General features: G+C 40.1%; 26 protein-coding genes and 2 riboswitches. Of the genes, 6 read left to right on the top strand and 20 right to left on the bottom strand.

Annotation, left to right across the window (positions count from 1 at the left end):
* The first annotated feature begins 188 nt into the window (after positions 1-188).
* Positions 189-1,208 carry an acyltransferase family protein gene (locus C6344_RS02090; protein ID WP_106036736.1) on the top strand — a complete coding sequence of 340 codons (1,020 nt, stop codon included), beginning with the start codon at positions 189-191 and terminating at the stop codon, positions 1,206-1,208.
* Between the two features lie 27 nt (positions 1,209-1,235).
* Here C6344_RS02090 and C6344_RS02085 read toward each other — a convergent pair whose 3' ends face one another.
* The 5 genes from C6344_RS02085 to htpX form a co-directional block, all read right to left on the bottom strand.
* Positions 1,236-1,418 (bottom strand): hypothetical protein, encoded by a 183-nt coding sequence (locus tag C6344_RS02085; protein ID WP_034662925.1) that lies wholly within the window; start codon positions 1,416-1,418, stop codon positions 1,236-1,238.
* On the bottom strand, positions 1,411-1,575 hold the full coding sequence (locus C6344_RS18785; protein WP_012009727.1) for a hypothetical protein: 165 nt from the start codon (positions 1,573-1,575) through the stop codon (positions 1,411-1,413). Before C6344_RS18785 ends, C6344_RS02085 begins: the two co-directional genes overlap by 8 nt.
* A gap of 6 nt (positions 1,576-1,581) precedes the next feature.
* Complete coding sequence (locus C6344_RS02080) at positions 1,582-2,100, bottom strand: DUF421 domain-containing protein (protein ID WP_034662926.1); 519 nt, start codon at positions 2,098-2,100, stop codon at positions 1,582-1,584.
* A gap of 97 nt (positions 2,101-2,197) precedes the next feature.
* Positions 2,198-3,544 carry a TrkH family potassium uptake protein gene (locus tag C6344_RS02075; protein ID WP_081311421.1) on the bottom strand — a complete coding sequence of 449 codons (1,347 nt, stop codon included), beginning with the start codon at positions 3,542-3,544 and terminating at the stop codon, positions 2,198-2,200.
* Positions 3,545-3,687: 143 nt separating this feature from the next.
* Positions 3,688-4,587 carry a protease HtpX gene (gene htpX / locus C6344_RS02070; protein ID WP_034662931.1) on the bottom strand — a complete coding sequence of 300 codons (900 nt, stop codon included), beginning with the start codon at positions 4,585-4,587 and terminating at the stop codon, positions 3,688-3,690.
* Between the two features lie 280 nt (positions 4,588-4,867).
* Here htpX and C6344_RS02065 point away from each other — a divergent pair, with 280 nt between their 5' ends.
* Together C6344_RS02065 and C6344_RS02060 are read left to right on the top strand one after the other, a co-directional pair.
* Positions 4,868-5,596 (top strand): DUF1836 domain-containing protein, encoded by a 729-nt coding sequence (locus C6344_RS02065; protein WP_060596106.1) that lies wholly within the window; start codon positions 4,868-4,870, stop codon positions 5,594-5,596.
* Positions 5,597-5,701: 105 nt separating this feature from the next.
* Positions 5,702-5,896 carry an alpha/beta-type small acid-soluble spore protein gene (locus C6344_RS02060; RefSeq protein ID WP_003211343.1) on the top strand — a complete coding sequence of 65 codons (195 nt, stop codon included), beginning with the start codon at positions 5,702-5,704 and terminating at the stop codon, positions 5,894-5,896.
* A 38-nt stretch (positions 5,897-5,934) separates the two neighbouring features.
* On the opposite strand, the gene C6344_RS02055 is transcribed toward C6344_RS02060, so the two are convergent.
* The 4 genes from C6344_RS02055 to C6344_RS02040 all read right to left on the bottom strand — a co-directional run bounded on the left by C6344_RS02055 (position 5,935) and on the right by C6344_RS02040 (position 9,760).
* The gene (locus C6344_RS02055; protein ID WP_106072683.1) at positions 5,935-7,116 is read right to left on the bottom strand and encodes an anti-sigma factor domain-containing protein; all 1,182 of its coding nucleotides are present in this window, start codon (positions 7,114-7,116) and stop codon (positions 5,935-5,937) included.
* Positions 7,113-7,868: an RNA polymerase sigma factor SigI gene (gene sigI, locus C6344_RS02050; protein WP_034662939.1), complete on the bottom strand. Its 756-nt coding sequence runs from the start codon at positions 7,866-7,868 to the stop codon at positions 7,113-7,115. The genes C6344_RS02055 and sigI overlap by 4 nt, the downstream gene beginning before the upstream one ends.
* 215 nt (positions 7,869-8,083) lie before the next feature.
* The gene (locus C6344_RS02045; RefSeq protein WP_106030757.1) at positions 8,084-8,875 is read right to left on the bottom strand and encodes a TerC family protein; all 792 of its coding nucleotides are present in this window, start codon (positions 8,873-8,875) and stop codon (positions 8,084-8,086) included.
* Positions 8,876-8,906: 31 nt separating this feature from the next.
* Positions 8,907-9,077: riboswitch (yybP-ykoY riboswitch) on the bottom strand.
* 68 nt (positions 9,078-9,145) lie between these two features.
* A complete protein-coding gene (locus tag C6344_RS02040; RefSeq protein WP_106030756.1) occupies positions 9,146-9,760 on the bottom strand; it encodes a DedA family protein in 615 nt (204 codons plus the stop codon).
* A 245-nt stretch (positions 9,761-10,005) separates the two neighbouring features.
* On the opposite strand from C6344_RS02040, the gene C6344_RS02035 reads away from it, so the two are divergent.
* Positions 10,006-12,429, top strand: coding sequence for a bifunctional diguanylate cyclase/phosphodiesterase (locus tag C6344_RS02035; protein ID WP_106072682.1), 2,424 nt, complete (start codon positions 10,006-10,008; stop codon positions 12,427-12,429).
* A gap of 230 nt (positions 12,430-12,659) precedes the next feature.
* On the opposite strand, the gene C6344_RS02025 is transcribed toward C6344_RS02035, so the two are convergent.
* The 3 genes from C6344_RS02025 to C6344_RS18780 form a co-directional block, all read right to left on the bottom strand.
* The gene (locus tag C6344_RS02025; protein ID WP_088004396.1) at positions 12,660-13,124 is read right to left on the bottom strand and encodes a MarR family winged helix-turn-helix transcriptional regulator; all 465 of its coding nucleotides are present in this window, start codon (positions 13,122-13,124) and stop codon (positions 12,660-12,662) included.
* 359 nt (positions 13,125-13,483) lie between these two features.
* The gene (locus tag C6344_RS02020; protein WP_034662950.1) at positions 13,484-13,648 is read right to left on the bottom strand and encodes a hypothetical protein; all 165 of its coding nucleotides are present in this window, start codon (positions 13,646-13,648) and stop codon (positions 13,484-13,486) included.
* A gap of 38 nt (positions 13,649-13,686) precedes the next feature.
* Positions 13,687-13,842 carry a hypothetical protein gene (locus C6344_RS18780; RefSeq protein ID WP_164847173.1) on the bottom strand — a complete coding sequence of 52 codons (156 nt, stop codon included), beginning with the start codon at positions 13,840-13,842 and terminating at the stop codon, positions 13,687-13,689.
* 191 nt (positions 13,843-14,033) lie between these two features.
* On the opposite strand from C6344_RS18780, the gene C6344_RS02015 reads away from it, so the two are divergent.
* The gene (locus C6344_RS02015) at positions 14,034-14,363 is read left to right on the top strand and encodes a MerR family transcriptional regulator (protein ID WP_012009715.1); all 330 of its coding nucleotides are present in this window, start codon (positions 14,034-14,036) and stop codon (positions 14,361-14,363) included.
* Between the two features lie 119 nt (positions 14,364-14,482).
* Here the strand turns inward: C6344_RS02015 and C6344_RS02010 are convergent, their stop codons facing one another.
* A complete protein-coding gene (locus C6344_RS02010; RefSeq protein ID WP_080869519.1) occupies positions 14,483-14,854 on the bottom strand; it encodes a cupin domain-containing protein in 372 nt (123 codons plus the stop codon).
* Between the two features lie 188 nt (positions 14,855-15,042).
* On the opposite strand from C6344_RS02010, the gene C6344_RS02005 reads away from it, so the two are divergent.
* Entirely contained in the window at positions 15,043-15,906 is an 864-nt protein-coding gene (locus tag C6344_RS02005) for a LysR family transcriptional regulator (RefSeq protein ID WP_106072681.1), read from the top strand.
* Between the two features lie 110 nt (positions 15,907-16,016).
* Here the strand turns inward: C6344_RS02005 and C6344_RS02000 are convergent, their stop codons facing one another.
* From C6344_RS02000 to C6344_RS01970, 7 genes are all read right to left on the bottom strand, one after another.
* On the bottom strand, positions 16,017-16,415 hold the full coding sequence (locus C6344_RS02000) for a hypothetical protein (RefSeq protein WP_106036734.1): 399 nt from the start codon (positions 16,413-16,415) through the stop codon (positions 16,017-16,019).
* A gap of 101 nt (positions 16,416-16,516) precedes the next feature.
* Positions 16,517-17,875, bottom strand: coding sequence for a magnesium transporter (gene mgtE / locus C6344_RS01995; RefSeq protein ID WP_034662959.1), 1,359 nt, complete (start codon positions 17,873-17,875; stop codon positions 16,517-16,519).
* 209 nt (positions 17,876-18,084) lie between these two features.
* Positions 18,085-18,248, bottom strand: a riboswitch (M-box (ykoK) riboswitch).
* A 132-nt stretch (positions 18,249-18,380) separates the two neighbouring features.
* The gene (locus C6344_RS18775) at positions 18,381-18,521 is read right to left on the bottom strand and encodes a hypothetical protein (protein WP_189313000.1); all 141 of its coding nucleotides are present in this window, start codon (positions 18,519-18,521) and stop codon (positions 18,381-18,383) included.
* Between the two features lie 76 nt (positions 18,522-18,597).
* Positions 18,598-19,116: a PepSY domain-containing protein gene (locus tag C6344_RS01985; protein ID WP_034662966.1), complete on the bottom strand. Its 519-nt coding sequence runs from the start codon at positions 19,114-19,116 to the stop codon at positions 18,598-18,600.
* Positions 19,117-19,209: 93 nt separating this feature from the next.
* Positions 19,210-19,899 carry a PepSY domain-containing protein gene (locus C6344_RS01980; protein ID WP_066030991.1) on the bottom strand — a complete coding sequence of 230 codons (690 nt, stop codon included), beginning with the start codon at positions 19,897-19,899 and terminating at the stop codon, positions 19,210-19,212.
* 67 nt (positions 19,900-19,966) lie between these two features.
* Entirely contained in the window at positions 19,967-21,316 is a 1,350-nt protein-coding gene (locus C6344_RS01975) for a HAMP domain-containing sensor histidine kinase (RefSeq protein ID WP_060596099.1), read from the bottom strand.
* 3 nt (positions 21,317-21,319) lie between these two features.
* Positions 21,320-22,006, bottom strand: coding sequence for a response regulator transcription factor (locus C6344_RS01970; protein ID WP_106072680.1), 687 nt, complete (start codon positions 22,004-22,006; stop codon positions 21,320-21,322).
* Positions 22,007-22,095 lie beyond the last annotated feature (89 nt).

Here is a 22,095-nt window from a genome sequence, read left to right as displayed (position 1 = left end):
CTGTCTCATTTATTTCATTTGGATGACAGGATCGAACTGCGATTCTCTTTTCTTACGCTTCTTTTACAACCGTTCTACAATTTCACATCAAATAGCGAAATGAGCCAAAATGTATTTTAAAATGGGGCAAATACGGGAACAGTGCACAGAGACATTTATGTTTGAAATCAAGCAGGAAAGGTGATGTTATGGCATCTTCACGAGATAGTTATTTTGATAATGCGAAATTTCTTCTGATTTTTCTAGTTGTTTTTGGTCATTTGTTACGATCATTCATTCATGATAATGATTGGATGCTCTATTTATACAAGTTTATTTATACTTTTCATATGCCCGCCTTTATCTTGGTTTCCGGCTTCTTTGCAAAAGGCTTTAGAAAGCCAGGTTTTATGAAAAAAGTCGCCGTTAAGCTGATCATCCCATATTTAATTTTTCAGGTGATCTATTCAGTTTACTATTATCTCTTGCAGGATCAAAGCATGGCCAATTTAAATCCAATTGATCCGCAATGGTCTTTATGGTTTTTAATTAGTTTATTTTTTTGGAATTTGCTGCTCATTCCTTTTTCTAAACTTCCGTTTCACTGGGCGATGATCGTCAGTTTGTCAATTGCGTTACTTGTCGGTTACGTGGACAGCATCAGCAATACGCTCAGCTTATCGCGTACGTTTGTGTTTTTGCCGATGTTTTTAGCTGGCTTCTATTTAAAAAAGCAGCATTTTGAATTCATCCGTACAAGCAAAGGAAAGCTGGCAGCACTTCTTGTATTAATGGCTGTATTTTTATTTTGCTATTTCTATGAATTTGATTATTCCTTCTTATTTGGATCACAGTCATATGCTTCTCTTGGAGATGAGGGATTGATTGCGGCAATGAAACGAATGGCATGGTACATGCTTGCATTTGGCGCTACATTCAGCTTCTTTGCATTAGTGCCAACACGCCGTTTCTTCTTTACAAAATGGGGCACAAGAACGTTATATGTGTATTTACTACATGGCTTTGTGATCAAGCTGCTTAGAACGACTTGGTTTGACGACTGGGCCCTGAATGCAGCAAGTGTACTGATGTTATTGCTGCTGACCATTCTGTTAACCTTTACCCTGTCTAGCACCTTTGTTAAAAACGTTGCACAGCCAGTGATTGAGCTCAAAATGAACAATCTTTTGCGTACAATCACCGGCAGGCAAGGCAGTTATATCAAATAAAAAACGATCCCGCGAGGATCGTTTTTTCTATTTTTCATCCATGTGTCCATTGTGACATTCAGCATCTTTCTTAGGTTTTACAAGAGTATCAATCCATTTGCTGCTGTTGATATCTCCAAGCTCACTGCCAAATTCCTCTTCTAAGATATCTGGGTCCATTGGCCTCTTATGGTCTTTCATGTCCTTGCTCTTCACATGCTTTTTAGTCACGAGATCCTCCCCCTTGTTTCCCTTTGTGAGAATTTCGGTTTGCCTGACGATCTCTTGATTGTTCATCAAATTGGGTTTGTCCTTGATCATGTGCCATGCTTTCTGTCGGTGTCATATTATTTGTCAGTGCTTCATTTTTCGCTGCTTTTCTTTTCATCTGAAATCAGTCCTTTTTTAACATATTTAGTTCTTCTCTTAATTGGTCTAGGAGTTCCTTCATTTGTTTGACCGTCACGGGCTTTTCTTCTGGCTTTAACTCATAGCCAATTTGTCCATTGGCTTCTAGGGTGGCTTTTTTGAGACAGCTGATGTCTGTGATGCCTTGCTGCTTTAAGCGCATTTTGAATTCATCCCTTGTGAGCCTCGTTTTCTTCAGCTTGTGATCAAGCATTTCTCCATCCTGCAAAATGACCACAGATTTCCCTGAAACCAATTTTTCAAAGAAATCAGATTGGATAGACAATTTTTCCATGATGACGAGTGCAATGATAAATGTAGCAGCGGCATAAATCGTTTCAAGTAAATTGTGCTCAATAAAGGGTTGGATAATAATCGATCCGATTGAAATCATGATCACTGTTTGTTGAACAGTTAATTGACTAATGGATTTAGGCCCTGCTATTCTCAGCAGCAAGGTACCAACTAGCAGCATGACAATTGCTTTCCATATTACATCCAGCACGTCTCGTTCACCTCTTACCTATAGATTGCGAACATCTCGCGTGATTTAGCCAGTTAGATAATGGAAATAAAAAAACAGCATTCGCTCGGAATGCTGTTTAGCCGATGATGACACGCTCTTTCGGATAATGGTAATTCGCTTCGCTTTCTCTTCGGCCAATTAAGTACAAGAAGCTTGGAATGCCGATCCGTCCAATAAACATGACCATCATAATGATACACTTACCGAAAACAGAGAGCTCAGAGGTAATCCCTAGTGATAGTCCTGTTGTTCCGAATGCAGAACAGACTTCAAATAAATTTTGAAGAAGCGTATTTTGCTCGGATAAGGTTAATAAGAATGTAGCGCCAAACACCAATATAAAGGCCATCATCGTCACCATTAGAGATTTGTTTATATCCGCTTGATGCAGCTCTCTTTTGAAGATTTTAATGGACTTATTTCCCCGAGCAAAATGAAACAGTGCGAGTAAATTAAGGGCAAAGGTGGTTGTCCGAATTCCGCCCCCAACCGAGCTTGGAGATGCCCCGATAAACATGAGCAGACATAAAAATAACAGCGTCGGTTCTGTCAATTGAGTAATATCTAATGTAGAAAGTCCACCACTTCTTGTGGCGGTCGATTGGAACAATGAATAAAACAAAACTTCGTGCCAGCTCTTCCCTAAAAACGTAAACCGGGCTTCAAGGGCATAAATCCCAATAGCGCCAACAATGACTAAGCTGCCAAACGTAATCGTTGTGATTTTTGTAAACAATGAGAACGATGCGTGCTTTCGGTCCTGATTAAATAAGTAATCCTTTACTTCTACGAGGACAGGAAAGCCAATGGCTCCAAAGATGATCAGCAGCATCGTAATAAATTGGACAAAATAATCATCTTTGTAAGGGATGAGCGAGTTCCCTGTAATATCGAAGCCCCCATTGGTGGTCGCACTAATACTTGAGAAGAAGCCATGTAAGAATGCTGCCTGCACATCGTAATATTTGAGAAAATACATGCTTAAAATCAGACCGCCTACAAACTCAATGAGCAAAATTAAATATAAGACCTGCTTCATTAATTTCACAATTCCTGATAAATTGCTCTGGTTTTGATCTGCCATGATGAGCTTTCTTTCTTTAATCCCGATCCTTTTTCGCATGACAATCCACACAAAGGTACCGAGCGTCATAATGCCGATACCTCCGATTTGCAGGACAAACGCAAGGATCCACATACCTGCCACACTAAATGTTTGGGAGGTATCAACAACGGTGAGTCCTGTGACACTTACCGCACTCACTGCCGTAAATAATGCATCGATAAATGTCCACTTCACCCCATCTTGATGAGCGACTGGCAAACTTAGAAGAATAAATGAGACGGTCACAGCGAGAAAATAATAAAGGGCAATCAGCTGGAAAGCCGATAGCCGGTCAATTAGCTTTTTAATTGGGTTCATTGTCATTCCTTCTTTTAACTTTCATTTTTCAATACTTATCATTTTAATGAAAAGAGACATGATTTTAAAGGTATTTTATGCTTTATTTACTTTTTCATCAAAAAAGAAAAGACATCCTGTAACAGAATGTCTTTTCGTCTCTCTTATTTTGCTTCTAGTCTTCTGATTCTTTCGTTTAAATCAGGGTGTGTTGAGAAAAGAGAAGCTTTTCGTTTACCACTGATTTTAAGCGTAGCAACTGCTGTTTGATCATCATCTTTGATTCTTGACGTATACGCCTCAAGTGAGCGAAGCGCATGAATCATTTTATCTTTACCGGCAAGGTCAGCTCCGCCGCGGTCTGCATGGAATTCACGGTGTCTAGAATATGCAAACACGACAAGGCTTCCTAAGATAGAGAAAATGATTTGGAAAACAATCACTGCGATAAAATGAACAATCGGCACAAGCTCTTCACGCGGAACAAAGCGGCTTGCGATCCATGCCGCAATTCTTGAAAGGAAGACAACGAACGTGTTGACGATCCCTTGAAGCAGCGTCATTGTCACCATATCACCGTTCGCAACGTGAGCAACTTCGTGAGCGATTACACCTTCAACTGCTGCATCATCCATTTCATGAAGCAATCCAGTGGAAACCGCAACAAGTGATCTTCTCTTAGAAGGACCTGTCGCAAAAGCATTTACTTCAGATGATTGATAAATACCAACCTCAGGCATTTTAGAAAGGCCTGCTGCTCTTGATAATCTGTGCACGCGGTCAACAAGCTGCTGCTCATCATATGTTAATGAATCCTTTTCAGGGTTTAACACGCGCACACCCATCATCATTTTTGCCATCCAGCGAGACATTGCAAGTGACATGAACGAGCCAACAAAACCAACAACTGCACTGAATACTAGCAATGCTACAAAATTAATTCCACCATCTGCTCCTATATAAGAACCAACACCAGTTGCTGCACTAATAACCGATAGTACAATACCAATCGTAGTGATAACAAGAATGTTCGTTAATATAAACAGAAATATTCTTTTACCCATACATAACCTCCGCTGTCATATTAAGTTCATTTGAACTTATTAATAAAATTATAAAAATAAACGTCTCAAATTGCAAGGAAAAAGGAATCATTACTTATGTTTATCATAACGGCTTAAGCCCCGTCACTTCAATATTTACGACATTTGCTACAGCTGAAAAGTGAACAATTTGTGACGCCGCTTTCTGGATTTTAGTTTATTTTGCATTTTCATCAAAAAGAGATTATGATGTTGAATTAGATCAATTATGACGTTTTTGACGTACAAACGAGGTGGAATAATGGGTGCTTTTAAATTAACGAGAATTGACATGACAAGTCTTCTCTATTCTCTAAAAGGAGAGGGAGATCTGACTCCGCTTCAGCTATTAAATTTATCTGTAAAAAAAGACAAACATCACGAACATGACGAGCTAAAAATCCCTTCTTTTTTTGAGAGGCTTGAACGTCGGAAACACAAATCAGAGCATGGACTCTCCACAAATGAAATTGTAGAATTAGGAAACCTATGCGAACTGACTTCTCTTAAATCGACAGCGATTCAAAACTGGATCAAACGTGATATTAAAGATATGATTGGCCACCCTGAGCTTGGAAAGAAGTACTCAATTGATCAGGTCGTTATTTTATTAATTGTTAGAGATTTAAAATCAGTTTTTGACTTTGATGCCATCCGTACCATCTTATCTGCCTTATTTAACACAATTACGGATCGAACTGATGATATTATTAGTCCACTGCGCTTTTATGAAGCATATGCGCATGTCCTTGATTTTATTTATCATCATACTCATTTTCCGTTAAAAGAAACAAACTTACGGGAAATCACAGAGGAACAGACAGATAAGCTCCGTGAAGAATTTTCTGAATTGACACAGCACCAATGGCATTTGATCAAAGGCATTATCAGTTCAACCGTTTTTTCTGTCTTTACTTCACACTTGCAAAGTACGGCACAAGAAATGATGTTTCATACACTGCAGCATCAGGATAAAGAAGAACCGAGGTGAATCATCACCTCGGTTTTTTGTGCAGCAATTGCCAGCATAATTGTACGCTGTTTTCTTCAAAATAAGAAGGCGCAACAAACATGAGGTGAAAGGAGGAATATGGACATGGCAAACCGAAATCAACTTCTTGTTCCTGGAGTAGAACAAGCATTAGATCAATTTAAATACGAGATCGCTCAAGAATTTGGCGTGACTCTCGGTTCAGATACAGTCGCACGTGCAAACGGTTCTGTTGGCGGTGAAATTACAAAAAGACTCGTTCAACAGGCTCAATCACAAATGGGCAATCAATCTAAATAAAAACATGGTGAAATACGCCGGAGCTATTCTGGCGTTTTTTATTGTTCATATGTGTGCTCGCCCCGGTTCTCACGATAAGGGGACGGTACACCTTTTCCTTGCTTCATATGTTCTCTTTTTCGTTCAGCGGACGGCCGTTTCTGATCCCTGTCGTTTTTTTTTGTGTGCTTTTCAGCGCCATCACGTGATGTGCCGTTTGGATTTCTTTTGTCATCAGGTTCCGTTGAGTGATTTTTTTTTTGTTCTTTATCGAAAGAGCGATCCTTTTCTTCCTTTATTTGATTGTCTTTGCTTTCATCATCAGGTTTTGTTTGGTGAGGCTTTTGAACAGATCCTTGCTCTTCCCTCTCTAGTTCCTTCTGCTCTTTGTCTTCAGCTTCAGGAGCCTCTTGATCTGGCTTCACCTCTTCGCTATCGTCTGTCTTGACGTCATCTTGTTTGTCTTTGTCTGTTTGATCTTCATCATCTTTGTTAGGCTCTTCTTCTTTGACAGCATCACTCTCTGCTGCGTCTTCATCCTTTTGAATGTCTTCTTGATCTTTGTCTTGCATTTCTTGATTTCTGATATATGTGCCTGTTGAGATGCCTGCCTTTTGAGCTTTTTCTCTTGTTTCCAGGTCACTTTCCACAGTTTCTAGCTTGTAATCACGCTTTTGATATTCACCAGAGATGGTGTTAATTTTACTTTTGACGTTGGTTTTATATGTATGGTCCTGCGTGTTTTCATAAACCGTTGAAATATAAATGCTCTTAGAGTGGTTCACGTAACCTTTTTTGTCACAGTCGTCTATGATTTCCTGCACGACTTTGGTCATGTCATTTTTTTCTAAATCCTTCATACTGGCCAGTACTTGTTTCGCATCTTTATTCAGTGGTGTGACACCGATCACTTGATAATCGTGATCAAGCTTCAGTTCAAAGCTTGGGTTAATGTCAATTGTCATATATGCATATGCTTTTTGACTTGAGAAAGATGGCATCATAGTAAAAATCACGACAATAATCGCTGCGATTGATAGGATTCCTGCATTTAACGGACGTAAACGAAGCAGGTCAAAAAAACCGGCCCTTTTTCTTTCGAGACGTGATTCATTCGGAAATGTCACTTCTTGACCGATTTCATAGTCTTGCTGTTCATATTTTGTCCGCAGAAATTGTCCATCAGGGGTCAGCAGCGTGACATATTTTTTGTTTTTCTCTACTATAATGCCTCTTCTCATGAATTAAGCACCCCTTTAAGGTAATCTTTCAAATACACATAATCACCCGTCATAATGATCGCCATCGCAATGATGTATTTTCTATTTCTCTCAATCGTTTTGCGGCTGACTTCCACTAGCTTTTCAAGCTGTTTGACCGGCAATTGTTTTTTCTGAAATAAAATGGTTCTGAGCTCATCGTGTTCAACGAGTGTGTGAGCTACTTTAATAGCATTTTGCCTGGCATCTGCATGCTTTGGTGAATGTTCAAGCAGCTCTTGAAACGTGAGACCGTATACTTTTAATCGTTCTTTAAAATGTTCTATTTCTTCTCTTCTATGTTCTTGTTCAATTAAACGTCTATATTCATTTGTAGACAGCTCTGCTTCAATCATGCTTTGAGAGTACTCGCCATTTTCACTTTCTTGCAGGTCCATTTGAACCGTTGGCGCATTTCTCGCTTCTTTTCGAATATAGTCGATCACTTTTCTTTTAATAATTAATTCTGCGAAAGCAAGGAGTGAGTTTCCTTTTTCGGCAGAGTATTTTTCTATCGCTTCATTAAAGGCAATTAAGCCTATGCTGAATTCATCATCTTTTTCATCTATATATCGTTTACAAACGGATGAAACCGTCTTAGCGACAAATGGTTTGTATTGCTCTATTAATGCATTTTGCAGCTCGATATCACCTTGTTGAATACTGATAGCCGACTGCTCTAATGTTTGCTTTTTCTTTCCTTTTTTAAACAAAAGGCTAAGCAATGGTTTCACCTCAGTTCTCCCTATATTACTCATTTATGATAGCTAATTTATGAGGGAAGCGCAAAGGAAGAAATGAGGAATTCATTTCCTGTTACTCAATTATGACATGTATATCATCATCTACTTTACAATGTTTCGTCTAAAAGCAAAGAAATAAGGGGGTATCTCCCCCTTATTTGTAATATACGTGTTATGAAAATGAAATGATATTTCTTTCAAAAAACCTACTCTTCTAGGCGTCCCTCTTGTTTTCCATCGTTTTCTTGGCCGCCTTTTCTTGATGGACTTGATAAAAACCAGCCAAATGCTGCAATTGCGAGAAGCACCGTCCAGAAAATCACTTTCCATAATGTTGAATGAATAAAATGAGACGATACGACGCCAATGGCTGGATGTGATAGTGTATAAAGCGTGAGCTTCACACCAACCCATCCGACAATGACAAAGGCTGCTGTTTCTAGGCTCGGTCTTGTTTTGAGCAGTTTCACAAAGACAGTAGCTGCAAATCGCATGATGATAAGACCGATGATACCACCTAAAAGAATGACAATAAATTGACCGCCATCGAGTCCGCCGATTTGCGGAAGACTCGTTTTCGGCAATGTCACGGCTAATGCGACGGCCGCTAAGATGGAATCTACAGCAAAAGCGATGTCGGCAAGCTCGACTTTTACGACTGTTGCCCAGAAGCCGCTTTGCTTCATGTTTGTGTCTGATTCCTTTTTCTTAAATACGTGCGATTTTAAAATATGGTGAATGGAAATATAAAGAAGATAAATTGCACCAATGGCTTGAACTTGCCACACATCCACTAAAAACGAAATAAGAAACAGGGAACCAAATCGCATGACAAACGCACCCGCAAGTCCGTAAAACAATGCCTTTTTTCTTTGCTTTTCAGGAAGGTGTTTAACCATCACAGCCATGACCAGCGCGTTATCAGCTGCTAAAATCCCTTCTAATCCAATCAGCACGAGAAGAACCCACCCGTACTCTAAAATAATTGCTGCATCCATCATCATTCCTCCTTGTTTTTATCTATTGTCCCACAACAGACAAAGGCTTATGAATACAAAAAAGACCTTTGCCTGTAATGGCAAAGGTCTTGCTAGACATGTGATATGTAGAATCATGCCAACAAAGCCGATGGAACGTAAGTCCATGTAATGACGACTTTGTTTCCGGTAAAACCGGACGCTACTCCCCTTTGGTGGGATTTAAGAATATTTAGATTACTTATATCATAATCAATACACACTGTATTGTCAACAGGTGACTTTCAGTGATTAGGCCGTTGGTGTTTCTGTTTTTCTTTTTCTACGTTTCAGCCATATATACATCACGAACAACAACACAACCCCGATCCCAATCGGTAAAAGATATGGATCTAACATAGCGCCAACCTCTTTCCAGTTCTCCCCGAGCACAAACCCAAGATACACATACACAAATGTAATGGGCGTAATCGCCAAAAACGTATACAAGCAAAAGACCCACACATTCATCTTGGCAATACCGCACGGGATGGAAATAAGCGTTCTGACCCCTGGAATAAACCGGCCGCTAAAGGCGACGAAACCACCATGCTTTTCAAAGAAAGCATCCGATTTATCAAGCGACTCAGGTTTGACAAAAAAGTACTTCCCATATTTATTTAAAAAGGGTCTGCCGCCATAACGTCCTAACCAGTATAAGGTCAAAGGGCCAGCCACGCCGCCAATGGAGCCGGCAGCCACAACACCGATGAAGGCCATGTCCCCTTCTGAGACCCAGTAACCCGCAAGAGGCAGAACCACTTCAGCAGGAACAAATTCAATGCATAATGCGAGGAAGATGCCAAAGTACGACAAGTTCTTAAAAGCATCAGCTAAAGAAATAATAAAATCTTCGATGTTTATCAATCCCTTTCACACATAATCGTTTGACGATTCTATCTCTTTTAGAATCACACCATATATTAAACGAATAAAACCGAAGAAACGATTCACTTTTCGTCGTTTTTTTACATTAAATTTGATTTTACTATAAAAGACACGTGAAAAAAACGTTGATTGTGGTATTTAAGTGAAGGAAAAGTGAACACAGAAGCCATTCGATCCGATATATTAAGTATATGTCTGTTTTAAGATACTGGAGGTTTTCTCACATGACCCAATTAACAGGAAGCTACAACGGATGGCTTGTCTTTCTGTCAGTCGCTGTCGCCGCTGTGGCCTCCTACTCAGCTCTTCAGTTAGCCAGCCGAGTGATACAGTCAAGCGGTGCAAAGAAAAAGGTATGGCTGGTCATTGGTGCAATGATCATGGGGATGGGCATATGGTCGATGCATTTTATTGGCATGATGGCATTTCACATGCAAACCGGCATCACATATGAAACTCCCTTACTGATTTTATCGATTTTGGCGTCTTTTGTCGGTTCTTTGATCGCATTCTCGATATGCATTCAAGAGCAGCTCTCCATAAGACGGCTGCTCATTAGTTCAATCACCATGGGCTCTGCTATTTGCAGCATGCATTATCTTGGAATGGAATCAATGGCCAATGTCTCAATCAGCTATGATCCAGTCCTCTTTTTTCTTTCGTTTTTCATTGCTGCGCTGGCATCTTTCTTTTCACTGCATCTCTTTTTTCGGCTCCATCGATCCGAGAAAAAAAAGGAGGTTCATCTGTTAAAAATAGCTGGTGCACTCGTGATGGGTGGGGCTATTTCTGGCATGCATTATACTGGTATGGCTGCTTCTACTATGTTTTTTCATTCAGATGGACAGTCCGCTGCAGGCGGCTCTCTTGAAATGTCGCCATTCAGTCTGTCGATTTTCATCGGCTTGATGACACTGATTGTCCAAACACTGATGATCTTTGGTGCCTATATAGATCACCGAATCATGAAGCAGTCAGATCAGTTAAAGGAAAATGAACAGCGGTTTCAATCGCTCATTAAACATAATATCGATGGCATTATCGTGTTATCTGTCGATCGAAAGGTGCTTTCTGCGAACGACTCAGGTAAACAAATCTTAAAAATGTGCAATTCTTGGATTGGTGATGATGTCAGTCAATACGTGATGCCGACTGAGATGTGGGAAGAATTTATTTCCCGGTCAAAAAAAGCCATCACACGTGAAGCAGAACTGAAAGCAGCAGATCGTTTTTATTATTATCATGTCACTTACATACCTGTTCATGTCAACAATACACTTGACAGTATTTATCTTGTCTTAAAAGATTTAACGCAGCAGCGGATTGCAGAAAAAGAAATTCATGTCATGGCACATTATGATGCGTTAACTGAGCTTCCTAATCGGCGCCACGCCATCAACCATTTAAATGATGTTCTCTCCGCTCAAGAAGAGACAGGAACATCAACGGCTGTTCTGTTTCTTGACTTGAATCGTTTTAAAATTATTAATGATGCACTTGGTCATAACATAGGAGACTTACTACTTAAAGCAGCTGCAAACAGACTGACGCAATGTTTACCGGACAATGGCTTTATTGCAAGACTAGGCGGGGATGAATTTTTAATGATCTTCCCTCACATGGGACATGACACACACAAAATTGAGCAGCTTTCTCAAAATATCATTCGTCAATTTGAACGTCCTTTTTTCATCCAGAATCATCAGCTCATTACATCTATCAGCATTGGGATCGCCATCTCACCTCAAAATGGCAAAGATGGGATGGAATTGATGAGGAAAGCCGATATGGCGATGTATTTATCCAAAAAACATAAGCAAAGCCGGTATGAGTTCTTTACCGAATCAATGGAAAGATCAAGTGAAGACAGGTTAAATCGAGAGCTTGAGTTGCGGGATGCCATTCAGAGAGAACAGTTTGTGCTTCATTACCAGCCGCAAGTCAGTGCGAAAACAAGAAAGATGACTGGCGTAGAAGCTCTTCTAAGAATGAAGGCACCAGATGGTTCCTTAAAATCACCTGAGGCTTTTATTGAGCTGGCAGAGGAATCAGGGCTGATCATTGATATTGGCAGATGGGTCATTGATACCGCATGCAGGCAGGCTAAAACGTGGTATGACAACGGGCTGAAAATTCCTGTGGCTGTCAATTTATCTGCGAAACAATTCAATTCTGAAGACTTAATTGATTTGATTAAGCTGACACTGAAAAAATACAACCTGACATCGTCACTGCTCGAGCTTGAAGTCACAGAAAGTATGACAATGGACAATATCAAGCAATCAAAACAGGTGCTGACGTCGCTGAAACATCTGGGCGTTCGCATTAGTATTGATGACTTTGGTACAGGTCATAGCTCCTTAAGCTATTTAAAGGATTTGCCCATTCATCGACTGAAAATCGACAAATCCTTCATTGAAGATATTTTAAATGATTCGAAGTCTGAACAGATTACAGGTGCCATTATCGCGATGGGACATCAATTATCTCTCGAAGTCATAGCAGAAGGTGTTGAAACCTTTGCGCAGGCGCAGCTTTTATCTGCGCAAGGATGTGACGACCTGCAAGGTTTTTATTATGCAAAGCCCCTTCCAGCAACCGATATCGAAAAATTCATTGCCTATCCGGCTCATCAGCTGGACACATAAAAAAGGTGCCAATCATGGCACCTTTCAGCGTGTAGACAAACCCTCGCATTCGTTGTCAGTTCTGCGCTCCGATGCTCACGAATGTCAAATTCGCTCTGCTTCGGTGCTCGTCCTTCCTAGACTTCAAAGGTTTTCAGGTCACGCTGAAAAGAAGACAAAGGGCTAAAATAAAGATCATTTTAGCCCTTTGTCAACAATCTGAGAGGTGCCAATCATGGCACCTTTTCGTTCTATCTAAATAATAAATGTTGACTGTGAATGCCTGCTTTTTTCAATAGACTAATCAATTGTTCTTGTTCTTCACGCGAGAGGCCAGAGAACGCACGCGCAATCCGGAGAGAATGAATCGGGTAAATCTTATCAAGATAACTGCGCCCTTTATCCGTTAAATGGGCATAAACCGACCGTTTATCCTTTGGGTCCTGCTCTCTTTCAATGAAACCATTTCGTTCTAATTTGTCAATTACGTACGTCACATTCCCGCTGACAAGCAGGAGTCTTGAGCCGATTTGCTGAAGTTTTTGAGCACCTCTTGTGTACAGCAATTCAAGAACGGCAAATTCAGTTGGATTAAATCCATGCTCTTTGCTGTCTCTAATGCTGTGTTCTGAAACGCTTTTAAATGCTCTTGCAAATACCTTGTAAAGTGTCATTGAACGTTCTACTTCTTCTTCATTAAACGATAGTCTCATCACATATCTACCTCTTATAATATTTTTTTAACTTCAAGGCTTTCTTGCGGTGCAGTTGGAGCCTTTCGTAAAAAATAGAAGTACGTTTTTGAAAACCCTTTCAACCACATAAGTGACTCCATTCGTGTTATGTATAAGATTTCGATATAAACTTTTAAAATCCTTCTTATTTTTCACAATCATCTCGAAAAAAAGCTTTTTTAGCAAACCATCAAGATGCGACATAGTTTAACATAATCTGTAAAGGAACTGCGTTTCCTTACACTGTATTCGTCAAATTTCTACAAAATTCAATATTGCTATAATATTAAGCACGCAAAAAAAGAACCCTTTATGTGACATACGCACATTTCAAGGGATTTTCACAAATTACGCTCTGTTTTGTTGAAAAAGAAGTGATACTCTTTTTTTAAGTCACTAATTGTCATGTTCTTGGCCGCATCAGGGCTGTAAACTCCTAATGAACAGAGCTGCTTCGTATAATAATGTCTTTCCTTTGCTAAAGCTTCTGTTAAGATACGCCGCACCGATTATCCCCTCCTATCAAGTGATCTGGACCAGGTGCTTATGAAGATCTTTTATACAAATCATTTTGTACGGCTCTTAGAAGAGCATGTGCATTCTGACCTGCCGCCTGCATGAATCGCTCCAGTAATTCATCCCTCTTCATATCTAATGCGATGATTTCTTTTGCCATACAGATGATCTGTGTTTGCTCCATCATTTGCTCCTCCTCCTATTTCAACTCATCATCATTATATGCACGCACAACACTCATTTCACATTTGTTGTTATCTTTCCTTCCATGATTTTTTCGTTTTTTCGTTTTTGTGTTATATTTTCTGACAAATGATAGGTTTTTTTCCTTCTCATTCTGTATAATATGAAGAAAAGACTTGCAGGGGTGAGTATATGACGCAGGAAGATGTATCTTATAAAGATAAAAAAGTCATTTCAATCGGGATTGTCAGTGAATTAACAGGGCTATCCGTCAGGCAAATCCGATATTATGAGGAACGCAGACTCATCTACCCCCAGCGCTCAACAAGAGGCACGCGTAAATATTCTTTTTCTGATGTAGAACGTTTAATGGACATCGCCAACAAACGAGAAGACGGTGTGCAAACAGCCGAGATTTTGAAAGACATGAAGAAAAAAGAACAGGCATTAAAAAGCGGACAATATAAGAAAAAAATGCTGGAAGGCCAGATTAACGCACACTTCCGGTACAAAAATCGATAAACAAATAAAGATTCGCTTACTCTTTAAAATTAAAGACAAGTGAATGTATGATAACGTAGTAAAAAGAGACAGCGATTGCTGCCTCTTTTTCAACTAAAGCACCTGTTAAGTGCAACGATCTAGTGTTCATCCATTCGTTCAGGAATCGAAACAGTTCGTTCATTGACCACATTCCCCGTGTTTAGAGTCGTTTTGGGCTCAATTAAGAGCAAATGAACTTCTTCTTCAGCAATTGGCTGATGTTCAATTCCTTTAGGAATCACAAGAAACTCCCCTTCATTAAGAGCTATTTCTCTATCCCTAAAACGGATGACTAGATTCCCTTTACATACAAAGAACATTTCATCCTCGTCATCATGGTGATGCCAAATGAATTCACCCTTAATTTTTACCATTTTAATGTATGAGTCGTTCAACTCTCCACTTATTCTAGGATTCCAATAATCATTTATTTGCAAAAATTTCTCTTGGATATTAATCTTTGAAATCAATAGATTCCCTCCTCATTTAATTGGAAACGCCTGTTTTATCTTTTCCTAGTTAAAACTCTCTACCTTTCAATTCTCCTCCTCATGATAAATCTCTTATATCATTAAGTTTACTTATTCTATTGGATCACGTAAAATCAAAAAATAGTGTATAGTTCATCACAATTTATGATGCAAAAAGGAGCGTTATTTTGGATATTAAATCTTTGGAAATATTTAAAGCAGTAGCTATTGAACAAAGCATTACAAAAGCTGCCGAGAAATTAAATTATGTGCAGTCGAATGTCACTGCACGAATCCAACGTCTTGAACAAGAATTAGGTGTTCCTCTTCTCTATCGATATCACAAGAAGATATCCTTAACGCCTGCAGGACGTGAACTGTTGCCATATGTAAACAAATTACTCTACGATTTTGAAGAAGCGATAGAAGCAGTAAAGCTTTCCTCTACTCCGCGGGGAACTTTACACATTGGATCTATAGAGTCAACCGCTTCTACAAGATTGCCAATCATTTTTACAGAATATCATAAGACATTTCCACAAGTAGAATTGAGCATGTATATGGCACCTACTGTAGATCAGGTTAGTGCTATTCTTAACTACAAGGTAGACGGTGCATTGGTTGATGGGCCAATTCTTCATCCGGACATTATTGAGTACCCTGTATTGGAAGAATCACTTGTTCTGATTACAAGCTACTCCCGGGAGGAATTCCTGGTAGAATCAATCTTACATGAACCATTGCTTTCGTCATTTGCGCATTGCATCTATTTGGGGCGTTGGCAGCGATGGTTAGAGAGCAATGGCTACCCTCCTATGAAGGTAATGGAATATGGCACTTTAGAGGGCGTGCTTAAATGCGTTGAAAACGGGCTTGGAGTCACCGTATTACCAAAATCTATGGTTGAATCTCGGATGCAAGGCAGATTTACCTGTCATCCATTACCGGAACCACATAGAATCGTGCCCACTGTGTTTATAAGGCGCCGCGATTCGTACATGACCAGTGCCCTCTCACGATTTATGGAGTTAATGGGCATAACTCATATGTGATCAGGTCATTTGTGGTAAAAAAGAGGATAGATAGAGCGAAGTTCTTTCAGCTCTTCTATCCTTTTAAATAAAATCATTTTAGATTATACCTTGTCTTCTAATAAAATTTTTCATTGAGAGGAAGCGTCAGTTCCTTCAACGACCCCTACAAAGTCAATCCGTACACCGCCTTTTTCAGGATCTTCTATTACCCGCATGGCAAGTGCCTTTTTCTCCCCTGTTTTTTCATCTTCGTAATTCGCATGAAAGACGTGAATGCTGGCTTCTTCCAATTGAAAATCTTCATAAGAAAGCGTCTCTATGCCCCATTCCTTTTTCAGCTTTAGAATGTCATTTGGGCTTGGGACAGCACCTTCAACATAGATGTTTTCTATTTTTCGTTTATCTCCTTCGGTAATCGCTTCAATCATATACTCTGCTGCCACAAGTCTTCTGTCTTTCCCCTCGTCTTCCCTTGAACATGCACCTAGCAATACCATGCACATTAAAATGAATAAAAACTTCTTCATTTTTCTCTCCCACCTTCTCCTTAAAATGTAAAGGATGGAAGCGCTATATGCAATCTTTATTCAAAAAAGACTGTAAAACGTAACGTTTTACAGTCTTCTTGCTACATCAGTGTATGAAGGAATGCTGTTGCAATTCCAAAATAGATCAGTAAGGATAGAATATCATTCAATGTTGTGATCAGCGGGCCAGATGCAATGGCTGGGTCCACGTTTAATCTGTGTAAAATAATCGGCACGACCGTACCTGCCATTGTCCCAATAATCAGTGTTGCAAGCAGTGAGGAGCCGACAACAAAACCTAAAATCATATTGCCCTGCCACACCATTGCGACGACTGTAATAATAATGGAACAGACGATCCCAATGTAAATACTTGTTCTCAGCTCTCTAAAAATAAGACGCATAATGGTTTTTTTCGTTAATTCTTCTTTTGAAAGCCCTCTAATCACGACGGCAAGAGACTGTGTCCCTGTATTCCCTGTCATCCCGGCAATCATCGGCATGAAGAACGCTAAAGCAACGACTTGCTGAAGGGTATCTTCAAAATAATTTAAAATACTGCCTGAAATCAGCCCAATGAACAAGAGCAGAATGAGCCATGGAAGACGGCGGTATGCCGCCACAAATGCCGGCGTGTCGAACGTAATATCTTTACCAGAGGCAGCAAACTTCTCATAGTCTTCGCCTGCCTCTTGAATGACAACATCAATGATATCATCGACTGTAACGATTCCGACTAGGACATTGTTCTCTTCCACAACAGGAATGGCAAGAAAATCATACCGTTCAATCAGCTTTGCGATTTCCTCCTGATCTTGAAAGGCTCCAACGGCAATGACTCTTGTAAACATGAGATCCTGCACCTTTTCATCCGGTTCACCTAAAATGAGATCACGGTATGAGAGAACGCCTACAAGCTGTTTTTGATCATTAATCACATATAAATAGTTGATTGATTCCGCAATTTCTGCAAAGCTTTTCAGCTTCACAACGGCATCCTGCACCGTATAATGCTGAGGAATCCAAACGTACCGGTTGGTCATGATCCGTCCCGCTGTCTCAGCAGGGTAATTCATAAGAAGCTGGACGGCCTTTGATTCCTCTGCTTCCATGTTAGATAAAAGCTGATCCTTTAGCTCATCCTCCATCTCATCAAACAAGTTGGCTAGATCATCGTTATCCATTTTGTTTGTGACGAAGGTAGCTTTGTCTTTCCCTACTTTTTCAAGAACGATTTCTTGGTATTCCCGCTCCAGCTCACCCATCATTTCTGTCACGTCATCGACTGGTAAAAAGCTGAGGAAGCGGCCGCGGTGTTTTTCTGGAAGCTCTTTAAATAAGTAGGCCATATCATATGGCTGAAGTTCTTCCATGATGTTTTTAAATTCTTTGCGTTTTCCATCTCTTAGTAAAATAATGATGCGTAAAATGAGTTCATCGTACGTAATATTTTGTATCATCGCTGTTACCTCCCCAAAGTCAGGAGATACCCGAATCCCTTAGAATGTGCGGGGGGTCAGGATCTCCTCTATCTGATGTCTCAATCTGATCTTTTGACATATTCTCTATGTGTCTCGAATCGGGATGATCCATCCCCACACCTCCTTTTCCCATAAAAAAGCACCTTCAACCGAATGAAGGCGCTTTGTAAGCATAACAAAATAAACACTTGCTCCTTCAATCGTAGAGCTTTAGCACTGTATGGCATAGGAAAAATCCAGCTGCATTAAAAATCACCTTATGTCGATGATTTCTGTTGACCCATTGGCGTCTTTGGACATTTTTGGGCAGCAGCGTATCTCCATACAGGAGCCTCACCTAACGAAGTCTCATATTGTTGACACACTGAGATTACAGAAAAAGCGCAGTGATGTCAATAAGCAAGATGCCAAGTTTCCTCATGTATTCGCTTACTTTTGAAAAAAAGAGCGATAGACAAAGTTGACCATCGCCCTTTCATGTCTTTTATTCCTCTTCTGGCTGATTCATATCCTCTTGGGAGAGGAGATGAAAGGAATCATGCAAAAACAAAGCATATCCTTCTCCATTAGGATGCGGAACATATTCCGCATGGTCCATTGTCTGCTCTTCTTCTTTTTTCTTCATATTCTCTCGCCTCCTTTCCCGTAGTTTGTCCCAATGAAAAAACCTTACACATGAAAGTGTAAGGTTTGGTGATGGCTTAATCATCCCATTCTTGCTTCAGGATTTTGCCTGTTTTAGCGGAAATCTCAAAATCAACTTCCTCGCCGTTTGGTGTGGTGATTTCGACTTCATACAAGTACACACCATTTTCTTTATCTAAATCAGAATCTGTGACTGTTCCTTTTACTTTTGCAAGGGCAATTTTTTCAGCCTGCTTTTTAGTGATTTTCACATTCTGTTTCTTTTCTTTGACTGGATCGTTCAGCGCTTTTCCTGTTTTCGCATCGACATATACTTTATATTCAAAGCCGCCTTTTTTAATCTCGACCTCATACACCCATTTTCCTTTTTTACGCTCAAGATCCACATCGTCCACATACCCTTTCACGACTTTTAGGGCTGCTTTTTCAGCTTGTTTCTTTGAGACAAACGATGATTTCTTTTGCACCACCTGCTCGGCGTGTGCTGTTTGATTTGTATTTTGCGCTTGAAGTGTGAAACCACCTGCGACAAGAGTTCCTGTTAATGCTGTAGCTACTAGTACTTTTTTCATCATGTTCATGTCCTCCTCTATTTGATTTCTCCTTTATCTTAAAGAAACAAGATGATAAAGAAAGGAAAGAAACATGAGAAAATCATGAGAAAAGGATTAGTTTTCGTACGTAATACCTTCAATGTCTCCTGTATATGCGTTCACAAGCACCTCTGCCTCACGCCCGTCAGGCAAATCCAGCTCCACCTCAAAGACGAGCATACCGCTAAATGTTTCAAGATCTGCATCATCCACTGTCCCTCCGACTTCTTTTACCGCAATTCGGATGGCTTCTTCAACCGTGATTTTCGTCAGTTTCTTTTCTTTAGAGGTTGGTTTTTTCTTTTCTGCTTCAAGCACCTTAAACGTTTGCTTGTCGACATCGACTTGATATAATTCTTTTTTTGATTGGATCGTAAAGATAAAACGATCTGACTTTTCTTTCTTTTGGATGACAGTACCGCTTACTTTTTTAACAGCCGCTTCCTCTGCCTGGAGCTCAGCATTTTTTTCATTTGGCTTTTGATAGCTTTTGGTCTGTCTGATTTCTTTCATTTGACCGCTTGCAGAAGATGCAATGATTTGATAGATGCCATTTGCATTTTCCAGCGTCAATGTATAGTCCTGTTTATGATTGATTAAATCAATATTTGTAATGTTTCCATTGTAGTCTTTTGCGATGATTTTTTTGATTTCTGCTTCACTTAATATTTTTTGATCAATGGTTTGAATCATGAGCATTGCAAAGGCAGCAAGAACGACGAGACATCCTGCGAGCGCAAGCACCATTTTCGTTTTTCTAGACATGCAGCGCCTCCTTCCTATTTCCTATTTTATAAGGAGGAAATGAGAAATTGATGAGAAAAGACCTATTTTATTTCCGGAAAAGAATGGTCATGGTTGTCCCTTCGCCGATTCGGCTGTCTACCTTCAGCTCAGCTCTATGCTCTTCTGCAATTTGCTTCGCAATTGAAAGACCAAGACCCGTTCCGCCCGTCTCACTGTTTCTTGCTTCATCCACACGGAAAAAGCGGTCAAAGATTTTCGGCAAATCCTCTTCTTTTATGCCAATCCCATGGTCAACGACTGAAATAAACGGCTTCTCTCCCGCCCATCCGCATGTCACATCAACTGGCTCTGTACTATATTTGACCGCATTATCAATCAAGATGGTCAAAAGCTGTTTGATTTTCTCTTCGTCTCCTTCCACAATAAGCGGCTGATCTGTTTGCACATGAGTTTGAATGGTTCGATTGGTGGCCACTTCAAGTGTATGGCATATCTGCTTGCACAAATGACCAAGATCGACTGGCTTCATATCCACATATAGAGGCTGACCATTTTTTGCCAGTGTCAGCAATTGATCTGTCAGCCTTTTCATTTTTTTCGCTTCATCATGAATCGCTTGGGAGGATTCTTCAACAACCTCTGGACGTGTTTGCCCCCAGCGCTTCAGTAAATTACTGTAGCTCATAATGACGGTAATCGGTGTCTTCAATTCATGAGAGGCATCATGCAAGAATTGCTGCTCTTTCTCATAATGCTTCTCGAGGATTTCTGACATTTCATTAAAGGTTTGTCCCATTTGATACAATTCATCCTTTGAATCGCCTGCTAGTTTGATTCGTTTAAACGCCTTCTCCTTCATACTTGCCTTCATGGTGCTCGTCATTCTACTAATAGGGCGTACGATTTGTTTTGTTAAAATGTGGCCAGCAAAATAGGAAAGCACTATAATTAAAACGCCAGCAGCGATTAAAATCATTCTTAATAACGCCAAATTCTCTTCCGTATTTTCGATTTCTTCATATACTTGGAGCGACACAATCTCTCCATTTGTCCAAATAACCGGGATCGCAGCGAACGCAGTCATATGCTTGTTGTATTCTTTGATTTCTGCTGTCTGCCCAGATTCATATGTGAAAGGCAGTGAACTAAACGTTGACTCCTTTGTGACAGTCAGCTTTGATTCACCCGTTTCTGTCACGACACGGATCATGCCATTTTGGGGCAAGTACGCTTTCAGAAGCTCCGAAGATGGAAGACCTTCTTCTTCTGATTTTTTTAAAGCAATGGCGATATTTTCAGCCACCTCAGACAGCCGGGACATATCTTTTTGCGTCAAGGTTATCGAAAAAATAAAATAAATGGCTGTATGAAATAAGAGCACCATTAAAAACAAAGACAACGACGTATAAAGCTGGATCTTATTTTTTAATCTCATTCTTTATCCTTTCATCACATAACCCACACCTCTCACTGTGTGAATCAGCTGTTTTTCGAATGGGTAATCGACTTTTTTTCTTAAATAACGGATATAGACATCCACCACGTTCGTATCACCAAAATAATCAAAACCCCAAACGGCTGTTAAAAGTTGATCTCTTGTGAGCACTTGCTGCTGATGCTTCAGCAAGTGGACAAGCAGATCATATTCTCTCGGTGTGAGTTCAAGCATTTGGCCTGCCCTTTGTATGTCTCTTGTTTTCTCGTTGACAGTCAAATCTGCTATGCTCAGCTCTGTCTCCATCTCTTCTTGCGCATGAATATTCAACCTTAGCTGCGCGCGAATTCGTGCTAATAATTCTTCTATGTCAAAGGGCTTTGTAATATAATCATTCGCCCCAAGATCGAGCCCGCTTACCTTATCAGGAACACTTCCTCTTGCTGTAATCAACATAATAGGTGTCGCTGTATTTGTCTTTCGAACCCTTCTCAGCACTTCAAGACCGCTTAATTCTGGAAGCATGACGTCAAGCAGCACCAAATCGAAGCTTGCTTCTTCAAGAGCCTGAAGTCCATCCATTCCAGTCTCTTTGACTGTCACCTCATATCCTTCATATTCAAGCTCTAGTGACAGCACCCTTGCAATTTTCTTTTCATCTTCGACTACGAGTATCTTCCCTTTATTCATCTCTATCTCTCCTATCTGAAAGGCAAGCTTGTCTTTTCATTATTATATGTTGCCTTTCGCATTTGGAACAGTCACAATCTTCATGTCTA

It is taken from the genome of Bacillus sp. GBSW19 (assembly GCF_002998655.1).
Taxonomy (GTDB): Bacteria; Bacillota; Bacilli; order Bacillales; family Bacillaceae; genus Bacillus.
This window is presented reverse-complemented; position numbering and strand designations above follow the sequence as displayed.

Excerpts from the sequence above, each read along its gene's own strand:
- C6344_RS02000 (WP_106036734.1), bottom strand. The coding sequence starts at position 16,415 with ATGAAGAAGTTTTTATTCATTTTAATGTGCATGGTATTGCTAGGTGCA.
- C6344_RS18775 (WP_189313000.1), bottom strand. The coding sequence starts at position 18,521 with ATGAAGAAAAAAGAAGAAGAGCAGACAATGGACCATGCGGAATATGTT.
- C6344_RS01975 (WP_060596099.1), bottom strand. The coding sequence starts at position 21,316 with ATGAGATTAAAAAATAAGATCCAGCTTTATACGTCGTTGTCTTTGTTT.
- C6344_RS02045 (WP_106030757.1), bottom strand. The coding sequence starts at position 8,875 with ATGGATGCAGCAATTATTTTAGAGTACGGGTGGGTTCTTCTCGTGCTG.
- C6344_RS02090 (WP_106036736.1), top strand. The coding sequence starts at position 189 with ATGGCATCTTCACGAGATAGTTATTTTGATAATGCGAAATTTCTTCTG.
- C6344_RS01985 (WP_034662966.1), bottom strand. The coding sequence starts at position 19,116 with ATGATGAAAAAAGTACTAGTAGCTACAGCATTAACAGGAACTCTTGTC.
- C6344_RS18780 (WP_164847173.1), bottom strand. The coding sequence starts at position 13,842 with ATGGAGCAAACACAGATCATCTGTATGGCAAAAGAAATCATCGCATTA.
- C6344_RS02035 (WP_106072682.1), top strand. The coding sequence starts at position 10,006 with ATGACCCAATTAACAGGAAGCTACAACGGATGGCTTGTCTTTCTGTCA.
- C6344_RS02060 (WP_003211343.1), top strand. The coding sequence starts at position 5,702 with ATGGCAAACCGAAATCAACTTCTTGTTCCTGGAGTAGAACAAGCATTA.
- mgtE (WP_034662959.1), bottom strand. The coding sequence starts at position 17,875 with ATGATACAAAATATTACGTACGATGAACTCATTTTACGCATCATTATT.
- C6344_RS02055 (WP_106072683.1), bottom strand. The coding sequence starts at position 7,116 with ATGAGAAGAGGCATTATAGTAGAGAAAAACAAAAAATATGTCACGCTG.
- C6344_RS02075 (WP_081311421.1), bottom strand. The coding sequence starts at position 3,544 with ATGAACCCAATTAAAAAGCTAATTGACCGGCTATCGGCTTTCCAGCTG.
- C6344_RS02065 (WP_060596106.1), top strand. The coding sequence starts at position 4,868 with ATGGGTGCTTTTAAATTAACGAGAATTGACATGACAAGTCTTCTCTAT.
- htpX (WP_034662931.1), bottom strand. The coding sequence starts at position 4,587 with ATGGGTAAAAGAATATTTCTGTTTATATTAACGAACATTCTTGTTATC.
- C6344_RS18785 (WP_012009727.1), bottom strand. The coding sequence starts at position 1,575 with ATGAAAAGAAAAGCAGCGAAAAATGAAGCACTGACAAATAATATGACA.
- C6344_RS01980 (WP_066030991.1), bottom strand. The coding sequence starts at position 19,899 with ATGTCTAGAAAAACGAAAATGGTGCTTGCGCTCGCAGGATGTCTCGTC.
- C6344_RS01970 (WP_106072680.1), bottom strand. The coding sequence starts at position 22,006 with ATGAATAAAGGGAAGATACTCGTAGTCGAAGATGAAAAGAAAATTGCA.
- C6344_RS02015 (WP_012009715.1), top strand. The coding sequence starts at position 14,034 with ATGACGCAGGAAGATGTATCTTATAAAGATAAAAAAGTCATTTCAATC.